The organism is Roseateles sp. P1_C6, from assembly GCF_056406315.1.
Genome location: NZ_JBFUAK010000003.1, coordinates 523,112 through 537,941, shown reverse-complemented (window position 1 = coordinate 537,941; position 14,830 = coordinate 523,112). Strand labels below are relative to the sequence as shown.

At 71.3% G+C, this 14,830-nt stretch carries 10 protein-coding genes; 7 read left to right on the top strand and 3 right to left on the bottom strand.

The window, feature by feature from the left end; genetic code table 11:
- Positions 1-36 precede the first annotated feature (36 nt).
- Positions 37-948, top strand: coding sequence for a LysR family transcriptional regulator (locus tag AC1D29_RS08175; RefSeq protein ID WP_477895993.1), 912 nt, complete (start codon positions 37-39; stop codon positions 946-948).
- 18 nt (positions 949-966) lie between these two features.
- Here AC1D29_RS08175 and AC1D29_RS08170 read toward each other — a convergent pair whose 3' ends face one another.
- Positions 967-1,287, bottom strand: coding sequence for a plasmid stabilization protein (locus tag AC1D29_RS08170; RefSeq protein WP_477895991.1), 321 nt, complete (start codon positions 1,285-1,287; stop codon positions 967-969).
- Between the two features lie 79 nt (positions 1,288-1,366).
- Positions 1,367-2,836, bottom strand: coding sequence for a TonB C-terminal domain-containing protein (locus tag AC1D29_RS08165; protein ID WP_477895989.1), 1,470 nt, complete (start codon positions 2,834-2,836; stop codon positions 1,367-1,369).
- 185 nt (positions 2,837-3,021) lie between these two features.
- Here AC1D29_RS08165 and trxC point away from each other — a divergent pair, with 185 nt between their 5' ends.
- The 6 genes from trxC to AC1D29_RS08135 all read left to right on the top strand — a co-directional run bounded on the left by trxC (position 3,022) and on the right by AC1D29_RS08135 (position 11,044).
- The gene (gene trxC / locus AC1D29_RS08160; RefSeq protein ID WP_477895987.1) at positions 3,022-3,444 is read left to right on the top strand and encodes a thioredoxin TrxC; all 423 of its coding nucleotides are present in this window, start codon (positions 3,022-3,024) and stop codon (positions 3,442-3,444) included.
- Positions 3,445-3,586: 142 nt separating this feature from the next.
- Positions 3,587-4,189: a biliverdin-producing heme oxygenase gene (locus AC1D29_RS08155; RefSeq protein WP_477895985.1), complete on the top strand. Its 603-nt coding sequence runs from the start codon at positions 3,587-3,589 to the stop codon at positions 4,187-4,189.
- Positions 4,186-6,411: an ATP-binding protein gene (locus AC1D29_RS08150; RefSeq protein ID WP_477895983.1), complete on the top strand. Its 2,226-nt coding sequence runs from the start codon at positions 4,186-4,188 to the stop codon at positions 6,409-6,411. Before AC1D29_RS08155 ends, AC1D29_RS08150 begins: the two co-directional genes overlap by 4 nt.
- A 7-nt stretch (positions 6,412-6,418) precedes the next feature.
- Entirely contained in the window at positions 6,419-6,877 is a 459-nt protein-coding gene (locus AC1D29_RS08145; RefSeq protein WP_477896219.1) for a response regulator, read from the top strand.
- Complete coding sequence (locus AC1D29_RS08140) at positions 6,870-8,858, top strand: hybrid sensor histidine kinase/response regulator (RefSeq protein WP_477895981.1); 1,989 nt, start codon at positions 6,870-6,872, stop codon at positions 8,856-8,858. Before AC1D29_RS08145 ends, AC1D29_RS08140 begins: the two co-directional genes overlap by 8 nt.
- Positions 8,859-8,863: 5 nt before the next feature.
- The gene (locus AC1D29_RS08135) at positions 8,864-11,044 is read left to right on the top strand and encodes an ATP-binding protein (protein ID WP_477895979.1); all 2,181 of its coding nucleotides are present in this window, start codon (positions 8,864-8,866) and stop codon (positions 11,042-11,044) included.
- 5 nt (positions 11,045-11,049) lie between these two features.
- Here the strand turns inward: AC1D29_RS08135 and AC1D29_RS08130 are convergent, their stop codons facing one another.
- Positions 11,050-14,826 carry a glycosyl hydrolase family 8 gene (locus AC1D29_RS08130; RefSeq protein ID WP_477895977.1) on the bottom strand — a complete coding sequence of 1,259 codons (3,777 nt, stop codon included), beginning with the start codon at positions 14,824-14,826 and terminating at the stop codon, positions 11,050-11,052.
- Positions 14,827-14,830 lie beyond the last annotated feature (4 nt).

Below are 14,830 nucleotides of genomic sequence, written 5' to 3'. Positions count from 1 at the left end.
CGGCGGCAGCCGCAAATCTGCAGGACAGGAGCCGCAATGGCGCATACCCCCCGGGACTTCGACTGGGACGACCTCAAGCATCTGCTGGCCGTGGCGCGCCACGGCAGCACATTGGCCGCAGGCCGCGCGCTGGGTGTGGACCAGTCCACCGTGCAGCGGCGCCTGACGCAGCTGGAGCGGCGCTTCGGGCTGCCACTGGTGCAACGCCAGCCCAGCGGCTACCAGCTCACCGAGTTCGGCCAGGCGCTGCTGCCGCACGCCGAGCGCGTCGAGGAGGCGGTGACCCAGTTCAGGCAGCAACTGGCCACGGCAGTCGCCGAGGTGGCGGGCGTCATCCGCGTGACCTGCCCGGAGCCCATCGTCTTTCGCATCACGCAGTCGACGCTGCTGCAGCGCTTCCAGGAACGCTACCCGGCGCTGCAGGTGCACTTCGTCATGAGCGACAAATACGTCGACCTGGCCAGCGGCGAAGCGGACGTGGCGCTGCGCTCCGGCGACACCGACGATGGCGACCTGGTCGGTCGCAAGATCGGCGATTCGGTCTGGGCCGTCTATGCCAGCACGGGCTACATCGAGCGTCACGGCAGCCCACACCGTGTGGAAGACCTGCCGGCCCACGCGCTGGTCGGGCTCGACGAGACCATGGCGCGCCATCGCATCGCCGGCTGGCTGCGCCAGGTCGCGCCCGACGCGGTGCTGGTCGCGCGCAGCAACAGCGTGCTGGGACTGGTCTATTCCGCCAAGGCGGGCGTGGGCGTGGCGCCGTTGCCCATCGCGCTGGGCGACGCCGAGCCTGACCTGGTGCGTGTCATCGAGCCCGTGCCCGAGCTGACGCGCATCTGGCGGCTGCTGACGACGGCCGAGCTGCGGCACACACCGCGTGTCGCCGCCTTCTTCGACTTCATCGTCAGCGAGATCGACACGCTGCAGCCCATCATCACCGGCTGAGCCGGTACCGGGCGTGCCTCAGTGGCTGCGGGCGCGCGCCGCGGCGTTGCGCTTGCGCGTCTCGGCGCCCTTCCTGGCCGACGCCGACCGCTCGGCCGCCGTGCGGCTGGCAGCGGCCTCGCCGCCCAGGCGGCCGCCCTTGCGCGACGGCTCGTGGTTGACCGGCTGGCCACGGCCGGAGCCGGACTTCTTGCCGCCGCCGGTCTCCTTGTTCACGGTCGCCCAGGCGCGGGCCTCGGCTTCCTTCTCGGGCACGCCGCGCTCTTCGTAGCCGGCCTCGATGTGCGCGGCCTGGCGCTTTTGCTTGTCGGTGTACGACGACTTGTCACCTCGGGGCATGGTGCGCTCCTGCAGTTGCAACACCATCACCTTGCGACGGTCCGCGGCCCGGCGCTGTAGGACTTGGCCTTGCTTACGTTCAGTACAGGCGGATGGCCATGTCGAAGTGCCAGGTGCGGCGGATCTCGACGACGTCGAAGTCGCGCAGCAAGGCCGGCTGGAAGGCCTGGTAGCGCTCCTGGCTCTGCACGATGCGCCGCACCGCGTCGTCGACGGCCGGCACGCCGCTGGAGCGCACGAAGGTGATGGACTCCACCGAGCCGTCGCTGCGCACGGCCACCGTGACGATGGGGTCGGTGTGCGGCTGCTTCGCGGCCTCGCGCACCATCTCCATGGTTGGGTTCAGCTGGATCTTGCGGGCGAAGGCCTCGGCATACAGCACCAGTTCCTCGTTGGCGTCGCTGCGACCGAACAGCCGGCCGCGGCGCGCCGGCGTCCAGTCGGCCCGCTTGCGCTCGGCATCGCGCTTGGCGGCCTCCTCGTCCAGCTGCTTGCCGATGGCGCGCAGCCGCGCCTCGCGCTGCTCGGCCTCGGCCTGCGCCTGCGTCTGCAGCGCCGCCAGCTTCGCCGCCTCGATGCGGCCAGCCTCCAAGCGCGCCGCGGCCTGGCGGGCAGCTTCCTGGCGGCCCGCCTCCTGCCGGGCGGCTTCCTGACGGGCGGCTTCCTGACGGGCTGCCTCGGCGCGGGACGCTTCCTGGCGTGCGGCTTCCTGCCGCACCGCCTCCTGCCGGGCGGCGGCCTGGCGGGCGGCCTCCTGCCGTTCGCCCTCCAGGCGTGCGGCCTCGGCCCGCGCTGCTTCCTGGCGCAGCGCTTCCTGCCTTGCCGCCTCCTGCCTTGCCGCCTCCCGTCGCGCGGCCTCGGCCCTTGCGGCCTCCTGGCGCAGCGCGTCCACGCGCGCCGCCTCCAACTGCTCCGCCTTCTGCTGCGTGTCCTGGCGCGCGTTGTCCAACTGGGCCAGCTCGGCCACGCGCTCGCGGGCGTCGCGGTCGACCGCGCGCAGCGCATCGCGGCGCAACGGCTCCACGGCGGGGCTGGACGCACTCGCGAAAGCCGCGACGACGGTTGCCGGCAGCGGCTTGGCCTCGGGTCGGCTGACCTCCGGCGGCGCGGGCTCCACGCTGCGCACGCGCAGGGCATCGCTCATCTGGCGCAGCGGTTCCACGGCCGGGCTGGAGGCGCCCGACATGGCTGCGATGACCGAGGTCGGCACCGCAGACGCCGCCGGCACGGCCCACGCGGCCGGGCGGTCCACGGCGATCAGCGCCGGCCCGGCATCCGGTGGCGGGGCCACGTCGACGACGGGCTCGGGTGCCTCCAGCGTCTTCGAGGCCGGCGCGGCCTCGGCGGCCGCTGGTGCGGTGCTCGGCTCGACCGGCGCCTGCTCGACCACGGCCGACGGCGGGCTGAGCACGACGCGCAGGTCCGGCGCCTCGGTGCGGCGCGCCTGCCACGGCAGGCTCAGGCCCGGCAGCCCGAAGCCCTGGCCACCGAAGGTGAGACTCACCAGCAGCGCATGCGCCAGCAGCGAGAACAGCAGCGCACGGTTCATGCGAGCGTTCGGCATCGCACCCAGGGCGGCGCCGGCCGCGCTCAATCGCACGCCACCGCCTCCTGCGCCGCAGGCCCTGCGCTGATGCCCTCAACCCCCATGCGGTCTATTGTCTTTGCTATCGGATGCCGGACCGCGAAGTTGTCCTACGCAAGCCCCGGCTCGGGTGGTGCATCGTTTCACCCATGCTGCTTGTCTGCCCCCACTGCGGAACCCGCAATCGCGTCCCCGGCGAACGCCTGGCGGACGACCCGGCCTGCGGCCGCTGCGGGGAGCCGGTGGCGCCACGCCAGCCGGTGGCGCTGGGCGATGCGGCGCTGGCCGCTTACCTCGACGGCACCGAAGCCCCCGTGCTGGTGGACTTCTGGGCCGCGTGGTGCGGGCCCTGCCGGTCCTACGCGCCACAGTTCGAACAGCTGGCCGCCTCCCGCCCCGACATCCGCTTCGTGAAGGTTGACAGCGACGCCGCGCCGGCGGCCAGCACGCGGCTGCAGATCCGCAGCATCCCCACGACGCTGCTGTTCCTGAACGGCCGCGAGATCGCACGCCAGAGCGGCGCGATGTCCGCGGCGCAACTCAATGCCTGGGTCGAGGGCGCGCTGCGTTGATGCGACTGCAAGGCGGCTTGCAAATATTTCGGCAAATGTTGCGCGCGTGCGGCGGCAGGCGGACCGCCCTGGGCGAGCCCGCATGGAGATTCGACGGGCACGTTTTTTGCGCGGCAGGGCTGAAACAACAAGGGCTGTACCGATGATGTTGATGCCAACGGCAACAAAGCCGGTCGAAGGATTGCTGGGTGAGCTGCGTGCTGCGACGCGGCCCCACCACGACCGCATCGAACAGTTGCTGGCGCTGGATGCGCCGATGGATCTGGACCGCTATGGCGCCATCGTCGGCGGCTTCCACAGCTTCCTGACGCGCTGGGAGCGCGAGCTGCGGCTGGCCTTGCCGGCGCGCCTGCACGGCTGGCTGGCCGCCCGCGGTCGCGCGCAGTTCGCGGCCGACGACCTGGCGTTCCTGGGCGCGTGCCCACCGGCCGCGCGAGGGCTGCCCGCCTGCCTGCCGGAGCCGAGCGTGCCGGCCGCCTTCGGCTCGCTGTACGTGATCGAGGGGTCGGCGCTGGGCGGCCAGGTCATCACGCCGCGGCTGCAGCAGACGCTGGGCCTGGCGCCCGGACGCGGCGCCAGCTACTTCCACGGCCACGGCGACCGCACGGGCTACATGTGGCGCGAGTTCCGGCTGCGCGCGACCGCCGAGGTGGGTGATGACGCGGCCCGTCACCGCATGGCCTGCCGCGCCGCCGAGCGCACCTTCGATGCGCTGATCGCCACTTTCGAACCGCTGCTGGCATGAGTCATTCCAACCCGGTCGATGCGGACAACCCGCTGGCCCTGGCGGACTGCGCCAGCGAGCCCATCCGCGTGCCCGGGGCGATCCAGCCGCATGGCTGGCTGCTCGCGGTCAACGCCGCCGATGCCTCGGTGGTCGCGTGGAGCGACAACTGGACCGATCTGCTGGGCGGCACCCTCAGCGACGAGCTGAACGGTTTCCTGGGCGAGCTCAGGCAAGACCTGGCGCGGCTGGTGGATGGCGAGGGCGTGCTGTCGCTGGGCCTGCACGCGATGGCCGGGCGCACGCTGCACGTGTCGGCGCACCGGCAGGGCGAGCTGGTCCTGCTGGAGCTGGAGGCGGCGACCGCCGACCGCGGCGCACAGGCGCCCATCTACGGCCTGGCGCGGCATGCGGTGCCGCTGATGCAGCGCACGACCGCGGTCCAAGACGTCTGCCGCGTCGTCGCTGCCGAGATGAAGCGGCTGACCGGTTTCGGCCGCTGCCTGGTCTACCGCTTCGATGCCGACGGCCACGGCGAGGTGCTCGCCGAGGCGCTGGACGCGGGCTACGACGCCTACCTGAACCACCACTTCCCGGCCGGCGACATCCCGGCGCAGGCACGCGCGCTGTACCGGCTCAACCACCTGCGCCTGATTCCGGATGCGAACTACCAGCCGGTGCCGGTACGCTTCGCCGACGGGCGCAGCGCGGCGATGACGCTGGACCTGTCGCAGGCCCAGCTGCGCAGCGTCTCGCCGGTGCACCTGGAGTACATGCGCAACATGGGCACGATGGCGTCGATGTCGGTCTCCATCGTCGTGCGCGGCGAGCTGTGGGGGCTGGTGTCCTGCCACGACCACGAAGTGCGGCACCTGCCCTACCAGACCCGCATGGCCTGCGAGCACCTCGGGCAGCTGCTGTCGCTGCAGATCGAGGCCAAGGAAGAGCATGAGCAGGTCAGCGAGCAGCTGCGGCTGCGCCAGCTCACGCTGGCCATGGTGGCGCACATGGCGGACAGCGACGCCACGCTGCAGCGCCTGGTCGACGAGCCGGGGCCGCTGCTGCGGCTGGGCCGCGCGGCGGGCGCCGCGGTCATCCTGAACGATGAGTGCTGGCGCGTCGGCGAGACACCCGACGCCGACACCGTGCTGCAGATCGGCCGCTGGCTGGCCAACCACATCGACGAGGTCGCCTGCACCGACCGGCTGGCGCAGGAGGCTCCCGGCCTTGCCGAGCATGTCGGCGTCGCGGCCGGGCTGCTGGCCATTTCCATCTCCCGCCTGCACCGCCACTACATCGTCTGGTTCCGGCCCGAGATCGTGCAGAACATCACCTGGGCCGGCGACCCGCGCAAGGAGGCGCTGGCGCAGGGCAGCGCGCTGCACCCGCGGCGCAGCTTCGCGAGCTGGGTGGAACGCGTCAGCGGCCGATCGGCGCCATGGACCCCGGCGGAAGTGCATGCCGCGCTGGAGCTGCGCCATGCGCTGATCGGCATCGTGCTGCGCCGCGCCGAGGAGATGGCCGAGGTGGCGGCCGAGCTGGGCCGCGTCAACAAGGAGCTGGAGGCCTTCTCATACACCGTCTCGCACGACCTGCGCGCGCCGATGCGGCACATCGCCGGCTACGTGGACCTGGTGCTGGACATCGAAGGCCGCAACATCAGCGACCGCGCGCGGCGCTACCTGACGCATGTCAAGGACGCATCCGCGCACGCCGGCACGCTGGTCGACGCGCTGCTGGACTTCTCACGCATGGGCCGGGCGGCGCTGCGCTGCAGCTGGGTCAACACCGACATGCTGGTCGACGACCTGGTCGCCGAGCAGGCCGGCGCGCCGCGCGACGGTCGCGTTGAATGGCTCATCCACCGCCCGCTGCCGCGCCTGTGGGCGGACCCGGTGCTGATCCAGGTCACGCTGCGCAACCTGATCAGCAATGCCGTCAAGTACAGCCGCACGCGCGAGCTCGCGCGCATCGAGATCACGCCCGTCCAGGACGAGCACGGTGCCGGGCTGTACATCAGCGACAACGGCGTGGGCTTCCAGATGAAGTACGTCAACAAGCTGTTCGGTGTGTTCCAGCGCCTGCATCGCTCCGAGGCCTTCGAGGGCACGGGCATCGGCCTGGCCACCGTGCGGCGCATCGTCGAGCGCCACGGTGGCAGCGTCGAAGCCTTCGGCGAGCCCGACCGCGGCGCCCGCTTCCGGTTTGTCCTGCCTCACCCGCCCAATCTGAACCATGCATAACAACCACATGCTCAAACCCATCCTCCTCGTCGAGGACGACGCCCGCGACCTGGAACTGACCCTGGTCGCCCTCGAGAAAAGTCAGCTGGCCAACGAAGTCATCGTCGTGCGCGATGGCGCGGAGGCACTGGACTACCTCAACCGTGAAGGTGTGCATGCAGAGCGCAGCGAAGGCAGCCCCGCCGTCGTGCTGCTGGACCTGAAGCTGCCCAAGGTCAACGGCCTGGAGGTGCTGCGCGCGGTGCGCAGCACCGAGGCGCTGAAGAGCATCCCTATCGTCATGCTGACCTCGTCGCAGGCGGAGACGGACGTGGTGCAGAGCTACGAGCTGGGCGTGAACGCCTACGTCGTCAAGCCGGTGGAGTTCAAGCAGTTCGTCACGGCCATTTCCGACCTGGGCGTGTTCTGGGCCGTGCTCAACGAGCCCCCGCCCGGATCGCTGCGCAGCAGCCGCCGCTATGAATGACACGGCCAGCCTGCTGACGGCGGTGCCGGACACGGCCCCGCTGAACATCCTGCTGCTGGAGGATTCGGCCTTCGACGCCGAACTGCTGCAGGCCTCGCTGGAAGCGGCCTACCCCGCAGCCCGCTTCATCTGGGTGCAGGACGAGGCCGGCTTCACGCAGGCGCTGGCGCAGCAGCGCTTCGACCTCATCCTGTCGGACTACCAGCTGCCCGACTTCAACGGCGCCGAGGCACTGGACCATGCCCGCGTCGCGGCGCCGCAGACGCCGTTCGTGTTCGTCTCCGGCGTCATCGGCGAGGAGAACACCGTCGAGCTGCTCAAGCGCGGCGGCACCGACTACGTCATGAAGGGCCGGCTCACCCGGCTGCCCATCGTCATCGAGCGCGCGCTGCGCGAAGTGGCACAGCGCGATGCGCAGCTGCAGGTGCAGGCGCAGCTGCGCGAGGCGGATGCGCTGTACGCACGCGTCGTCGACTCGCTGCAGGACTACGCCGTGATCCTGATGGACCACGAAGGCCGGATCCGTGACTGGAACCGCGCGGCCGGCAGCATCTTCGGCCACACGCTGGCCGACGTGCGCGGCGAATCCACCGAGATCCTGTTCGCACCCGATGACCGCGCGGCCGGCACGCTGCAACGCGAGATGGCCACCGCGCTGGCCACCGGCTCGGCGCGCGACGACCGCTGGCTGATGCGCAAGGACGGCTCGCGGCTGCGCGCCGAGGGCGTGCTGACGCCGCTGTACAGCGCCACCGGCGAGCACACCGGCTTTTCCAAGATCGTGCGCGACGTCACCGCTCCTTACGAGGCCTCGGAGCTGCTGCGCCAGGCCAAGGAGGAGGCCGAGCGCAGCAACGAGCTGAAGGACCAGTTCCTGGCCGTGCTGTCGCACGAGCTGCGCTCGCCGCTGAGCGCGATTGCCGGCTGGGCCGACGTGCTGGAGAAGCGCGCCGGCGGCGACGAACTGCTGACCAAGGCTTCTCTGGTCATCCGCCGCAACGCGCAGATGCAGACGCGCATGATCAACGAGCTGCTGGACATGAGCGCCGTCGTGGCCGGCAAGCTGGTCATCCAGCGCGAGGTGCTGGACCTGAGCGCGCTGGCCGCGGAGGCGCTGCTGTCGCACCTGCATGTGGCGCAGGGCCGCCGCATCGAGCTGGCCTGCCAGGGCAGCGAGGTGCTCTGGGTCTCCGGCGACGCGCAGCGCCTCACGCAAGTCATCGCCAACGTGGTGGGCAATGCGCTGAAGTTCAGCCCCGACGGCAGCCGCGTCGAGGTGACGACGCGGCTGGACGGCGACATGGCACTGCTGAGCATCCAGGACAGCGGCCGCGGCATCTCGCCGGAGTTCCTGCCCCATGTGTTCGACCGGCTGCGCCAGGAGGACAGCTCGCGCACGCGCAAGGCCGGCGGGCTGGGCCTGGGCCTGGCGATCGCACGCGCCATCGTCGAGCTGCATGGCGGTCGCATCGAGGCGCACAGCGACGGCCCCGAACACGGCTCGCGCTTCGATGTGCGCCTGCCCATCGCCGCCGCACCCGCCGCCAAGCCGACCGCGCCGGCCCTGAACGCATCCGACCGCGCGGCGCCGCGCCTGGACGGCATCCGCGTGCTGTTCGTCGACGACGAGGAGGACGCGCGCGACGTCGGGCAGGCGGCGCTGCGCGAACTGGGCGCCGCCGTCACCGTGGCCAGCGGGGCGCGCGAGGCGCTGGCGCTGCTGGCCGAGCCGGCCTTCGACGTACTGGTGTCCGACATCGGCATGCCCGAGATGGACGGGCTGACGCTGATGCGCACCGTGCGCCAGCAGCCCGCCACCGCCCGCCTGCCGGCGGTGGCGCTGACCGCGTTCGCGATGCTGCCCGACCGGCAGGCCGGGCTGGCGGCGGGGTTCCAGCGCTACGTCGCCAAACCCATCGAGGTGCGCGGCCTCGCCACGGCCATTCTTGAAGCGCTCGGCCGGTCGGCCCAGGCGGCATGACCCGCATGAACAAGCACGCCACCGAGCCCGTCACACTGGACAACTGCGAGCGCGAGCCCATCCACATCCCCGGCTCCATCCAGCCGCACGGCGCCCTGCTGGCCTTCGACCGGCTGGGCCGGCTGGTCTCCATGAGTGCCAATGCCAACGCGATGCTGGGGCTGGACCTGAAGCTGGGCCGCGCGCCACGGGCCGCCGAGCTGGGCAGCGACCCCAGCGTCTACCTCGCCATCCAGCAGGCCATCGCGGGCATCGGCACCGACGACACCATGCCCGACTCGCGCGAGGTCGTGCTCAACGGCCGCGGCCTGGACCTGGTGGTGCACACGCACGGCGCGCTGTGTCTGTGCGAATTCGAGCGCCGCGACGGCAACACCGACCGGCTCAGCAGCTTTGCGCAGATGGCCTACCGGTCCATGGAGAAGCTCAAGCGCCAGCGCAGCATCGACAAGCTGCTGGAGGTGGCCGTGGCCGAGGTGCGCGCGATGACCGGCTTCGACCGCGTGATGGCCTACCGCTTCCGCCACGACGACAGCGGCGACGTCGTGGCCGAGTCGCGGCGCGACGACCTGGAGGCCTACCTGGGCCGGCGCTACCCGGCCAGCGACATCCCCGCGCAGGCAAGGCGGCTGTATGTGCTGAACACGCTGCGGCTGATCGCCGACGTGGGCTACCAGCCGGTGCCGCTGCTGGCCGAGGCCAGCCATGCCGAGCCGCTGGACCTCAGCCACAGCGTGCTGCGCAGCGTCTCGCCCATCCACATCGAGTACCTCAGCAACATGGGCGTGGGCGCGTCGATGAGCGTGTCCATCGTCGTCGCCGGGCGGCTGTGGGGCATGCTGGCCTGCCACCACATGGGGCCGCTGCTGGTGCCCTATGCGATCCGCATGGCGTCCGACGTCATCGCGCAGCTGATCGCCGCGTCCGCGCAGTCGCTGGCCGCGCAGGACCGCGAGGCGGCGATGGCGCGCGCGGCGCTGCTGCGCACTGACATTGCCGCGGAGATCGTGCAGGGCCACGAGGCCGTGGACGTGCTGGCCCGCGAAGCCCCCGCGCTGTGCGCCAGCCTGGGCTGCGATGCCATGTTCGTCAGCCTCAACGGCCGCGTGCGCTGCCATGGCGCCGTGGATGAAGCCTGGGCCGCGCAGCTGGTGGACTGGCTGCAGGCCCGCGAACAGCCGCTGGTGCATGTCGACCGCGGCGACACGCTGCCGCCTAGCGATGGCGCGGAGCGCTACTGCGGCGTGCTGGGCCTGCGCTTCGACCCGCCGCGGCGGGGCTGGCTGGTGGCGCTGCGGCGCGAGCAGATCGAAACCATCCGCTGGGGCGGCAAGCCCGAGAAGGCGATCACGCCCGGCCCGCTGGGGCCCCGGCTGACGCCGCGGGGCTCGTTCGACGAATGGCGCGAGACCGTGCGCGGCACGGCGGTGCCGTGGTCGGACGTCGCCCTGGAAAGCGCCGCGCTGCTGCACGACACGGTGAGCCGCGTGCACGCCGACCGCGTGCTGGAGCTGGACCGCCTGCGCTCGCAGCTCTGGGCCGTGCTGGGCCACGACCTGCGCGACCCGCTGCAGTCGCTGAGCGTGGCGTCCATCGTGCTGGACCGGCAGAACGCCACCGACCGCATCACGTCGGTGATCCGCAACTCCACCAACCGCATGCAGCGCCTGCTGCGCGACCTGCAGGACATCACCCGCCTGCAGAACGGGCTGGGCCTGGCGATGACCTATGAGCACACGGACCTGGTGGCGCTGCTCAGCCAGCAGCTGGATGACCAGCGCACCACCTACCCCAACATGCAGCTGGACGTGCAGCTGCCGGCCACGCTGCCGGTGCACGTGGACCCGATGCGCTACCTGCAGATGGTGGCCAACCTGCTGAGCAACGCGCGCCACCACGGCGCCGGCCGCATCGCCGTGGCGCTGACGACGGAGGCCGACCGCGCGCTGCTGAGGATCAGCAACCCGGCGGAGCCGATCGCGCCGGAGCTGGTCGACAGCTTGTTCGACCCCTTCAAGCGCCGGTCACTGGGCAACAGCCGCAACCCGGGCAGCATGGGCCCGGGGCTGTACATCGTCGACCAGGTGGCCAGCGCGCACGGCGGCGCCATCCGCTACGAGGCCGGCGACGGCGAGGTGCATTTCGTGCTGACCGTGCCGCTCGCCAGACACGACGTGTCGGCCTAGGCGGTTCACCAGGCCTTGAACCGCCCGCTCACGTGCAGCAGGGCCATGAACTGCAGCAGCCCGTCGTAGTAGCGCCACTGGCCCGCGGGCGGCTCCAGCGCCCAGAGGTCATCGACGAAGCGCCTGGCCAGCGGTGGGTCGACCAGCAGCGCCGCCACGGCATTGCTGGCCATCAGGCCCTTGGACGGCTCGTCGTTCAGCGGCTTGCCGTCCAGCGTGTAGAGGTGCGGGTAGGGCTGGGTCGGCTGGCTGGCGAAGAAGCCCAGCAGCCTCTGGCTCAGGCCCGCCGCGGCCGGGTTCCTGCCCCACCAGGCCTGGTCGACGCTCCAGTTCACCGCCGTGCGGAAGGCGTCATAGCGGAAGTCTTCATGGCCTTCGTGCACATGCGGACGGCCGTCGAACTCGGCGTAGTCGGACGTCAGGCCGGTCCTGGGGTGCGCGGCCTGGCTGAAGTAGGCGCGGCTGATCTGCGCGATCTCGGCCCAGCGCGCGCGGTCGGCGGGCTTGGCGCGCTGCGCCCACAGCTCGTAGAACGCGGGCAGGTGGTAGGACGGGTCGCTGAAGTCGGCCGCGTCGCCGATGGGCACGAAGACGACCTGGCCGTGCTTGGGCGAGAACATCGAGCGCACGCCGTCGACGACGCCGCCGTTGATGCGCTCCTTGTTCAGCATCACGTCCAGCAGCGCCAGCGCCTGCGCCGTGTAGTCGTACAGGCCTTGGCCGTTGCCCCAGCGGCTGGCGGCCATCAGCAGCGCGGTGGCCATGTACTCCTCGCCGTCGGACGCGGGCACGGCGTCCTTGCCGAAATCTCCGCAGCCCTTGGGCTGGCATTGCCAGCGGAAGTAGCCCTTGCGCGGGCCGGTGGCATAGCGCATGTGCGTCGCGGCCCAGTTCCACAGCGCGTCGAACTCGGCCTTGCGGCCCATCTGCACGGCAATCATCATCCCGTAGGACATGCCTTCGCTGCGCACGTCGGCGTTGCCCACGTCCAGCACATAGGCGGCCGGGCCGTCGGGCGTCGCGGGCGCGGGGTAGACGACGCGCCGGTCGGCGCCGCCTTCGAACAGCGAGGTCCAGTAGGCCGACAGCTTGGCGGTGATGTCGGCCTCGGTGATCTCGGGGCGGATCTCGCGCAGCAGGTTGCGGTACTGACCGGTCACCGCGGCGCCCTTGGCGGGAGCGCGCTGGTCCGCGATGGGGGTCAGCGCCAGGCGCTGCAGCACCGCGTTGTCATCCAGGCGCCAGACGCGGATCACGTGGCGCCCCGGCTTGACGCCGGGGAAGCGCGCATGGAGCCGGAACTGGTTGTCCTTGACGGCCCGCGCCCAGTCCTTCTCCTCACGCGTGACCTCCGGCCCGGCGGTGGGCTGCAGGTTGAGCCTGAGCTCCTGCGCGGGCTGGTCGTCGAGGCCGACGGCCAGCCGGATGCCGCCGGCACGGCCAGTGTCCAGCGTGGGCACCATGTAGAGGTCCAGGTTCATGTCGCCGCCCACCGCCAAGTCGACGTCGTACTCCAGCCGCACGCCATCCGCCAGCGTCGTGGCCGGCCGGCCCTGAGGCAGCGCCGTCACCGCGCCTTGCCCCTGGCCCAGGTTGGCGATGGCGGTCCACGTCAGCCCGCGGCCGTTGACGGCGCGGCTGAACTGCGCGGCCTGCAGCGCGACGCCGCTCGCAGACGCCTGGGCCGCGCCGCGTTCCAGCTGGCGTTGCACGGCCGCGGCGTCCGGCGTCGCGCCGGGCACGCGCTGCACGGCGGGCATGACGTTCTTGTCGGGCTGCTGCCAGCTCGTGTAGCCGATGTGGGTCTGCAGCATCATGCCGGCCCATTTGCCGTTGGCGGTCGCGTGGTACTGGTCGGTGATGGCCTGGTCGCGCGCGAACGCGGCCTCGGCGCGGTCGGCAAAGACGTTGGCGCGCGGGTCGGCGTCCCGGGCGAGCTGACGGTTCCAGGCCACCGCGTAATACAGGCGGTAGAGGTTCGCCAGTGCCAGCACCGGGTGTTCGACGAGCTGGAAGTAGGCATCGAGCTGGTCAGGCCGCAGCTCGCGCTTGACCCGGGCCACGCGCGTTTCCAGCGCGTCCCATTCCGCCACGCGCCTGCCGAAGTCCTCGCCGCGCAGCGTGTCGGCCGTGTGCACGCCGATGAGGAAACTGCGCTCGTCGATCAGCTCCGGCTTGCGCCGCGCCGCGTACTGGCTGTAGCGCGTGACGATCTCGCCGATCTCGGCCGCCTGGGCGCCGCCAAAGGTCGCTGCCGCCCAGTCTCGCGGGTAGGCCGCCAACGCCGACGGGGTCATGCGCTGCGGGCTCCAGGCCATGTCGAGGAAGAAGCTGATCGGGAATTCCATCGGCTTGATGTCGCCGACGTTGACGATCCACATCGCATCAGCGCCGCGCTCGTGCGCGAGGTCCATCTGTTGCCAGGTCTTCTCGAGCTGGTTGGCGTTGAGCCACTTGTAGTTGCGCGGCCCGCCGACGTAGTCGAAGTGGTAGTACACCCCGTAGCCGCCCTTGCGCTGGAGGTCCTGCGTCGGCAGGCGGCGCACCTGGCCCCAGTTGTCGTCGCAGAACAGCAGCAGCACGTCGTCGGGCACCTTCAGCCCCGCGTCGTAGTAGTCCTGCACCTCCTTGTAGAGGGCCCACATCTGCGGCGTGTCGGACGCCGGCCGGCGCGTCACGTCGGCAATGATCTGCCGCTGGTCCTGGACGATGCCTTCCAGCAGCGCGGTCGCCGTGCCCTCGCTCATGGGCTCGTCGCCGTCGCCGCGCATGCCGATGGTGACCAGGCTGTCGAAGGGCTTGCCGTCGGGGCGGCCCATCATCCGCGTGATGCCGCCGCGCCAGAACTCGCGCAGCTGGGGCGCGTTCTTCGCGTAGTCCCAGGCGCCACCCTTGTAGCGACGCCACTCATCGTGGGCGCGCATCATGGGCTCGTGGTGGGACGTGCCCATGACGACTCCCATCTCGTCGGCCAGCACCATGGCCTTGGGGTCGTCGGCGTTGAAGGCGCGCGGCTGCCACATGGCCGGCCACAGGTAGTTGCCGCGCAGCCGCAGCAGCAGCTCGAAGACATGCGCGTAGAAGGCCGCGTTGGTGCCGCCGAACCTGGTCTGCGCCCACGTGCTCAAGGCGGGCGCCTCATCGTTGATGAAGAGGCCGCGGTACTTGACGCCCGGCTGGTCGCTGTGCGCGCCGGCGGTCACGAACACGTCGGCCTGCGTCACGACGGGCACGTCCGCCCACCAATGCCAGGGGCTGACACCGATGCGCGCGGACAGGTCGTAGGCGCCGAACACGGCGCCGCGCCGGTCCGAGCCGACGATGACCAGGGCCCGGTTCACGCCTTTGAAGGGCTGCTCGACGACGACCTGCGTGTAGGCCTCCCACTGGCCCTTCTTCAGCGCCGCCGCCTTCAGCTTGCCGCGGGCCACCAGGCCGTCGATGACGGGGCTACGGCCCAGCTCGCCAATGACGACGATCTCGCGCGGGGCGCCGGCGATGCCGCTCAGCAGCGCCGCGGGCCGCCCCGACACGCGCGCCAGATCGGCGACGAAGCTGCGCCCCAGATGCTGCAGCGCCGGGTCGGCGCCGCCCTCCACGACAACGGCCGCCGGCTGGCCGCCGCGCACCAGGCCAAAGCTCTTGCCCATGTCGCGCGCGCAGACCGAGGCTGGCTGCTCGCAGGCCAGGGCGCCTGCGCACACGATGGCCTGGAGCAGCAGCACTGCCAGGGACTTGAACCTGGGCAGCGGCCGGTTCACGGCCTCGGAAGCAATGGTCATTGGC

Bases quoted from the DNA above. Each gene is read 5' to 3' on its own strand.
- AC1D29_RS08170 (WP_477895991.1), bottom strand. From the start codon at position 1,287: ATGCCCCGAGGTGACAAGTCGTCGTACACCGACAAGCAAAAGCGCCAG.
- AC1D29_RS08155 (WP_477895985.1), top strand. From the start codon at position 3,587: ATGATGTTGATGCCAACGGCAACAAAGCCGGTCGAAGGATTGCTGGGT.
- AC1D29_RS08150 (WP_477895983.1), top strand. From the start codon at position 4,186: ATGAGTCATTCCAACCCGGTCGATGCGGACAACCCGCTGGCCCTGGCG.
- AC1D29_RS08140 (WP_477895981.1), top strand. From the start codon at position 6,870: ATGAATGACACGGCCAGCCTGCTGACGGCGGTGCCGGACACGGCCCCG.
- trxC (WP_477895987.1), top strand. From the start codon at position 3,022: ATGCTGCTTGTCTGCCCCCACTGCGGAACCCGCAATCGCGTCCCCGGC.
- AC1D29_RS08165 (WP_477895989.1), bottom strand. From the start codon at position 2,836: ATGAACCGTGCGCTGCTGTTCTCGCTGCTGGCGCATGCGCTGCTGGTG.
- AC1D29_RS08130 (WP_477895977.1), bottom strand. From the start codon at position 14,826: ATGACCATTGCTTCCGAGGCCGTGAACCGGCCGCTGCCCAGGTTCAAG.
- AC1D29_RS08145 (WP_477896219.1), top strand. From the start codon at position 6,419: ATGCTCAAACCCATCCTCCTCGTCGAGGACGACGCCCGCGACCTGGAA.
- AC1D29_RS08135 (WP_477895979.1), top strand. From the start codon at position 8,864: ATGAACAAGCACGCCACCGAGCCCGTCACACTGGACAACTGCGAGCGC.
- AC1D29_RS08175 (WP_477895993.1), top strand. From the start codon at position 37: ATGGCGCATACCCCCCGGGACTTCGACTGGGACGACCTCAAGCATCTG.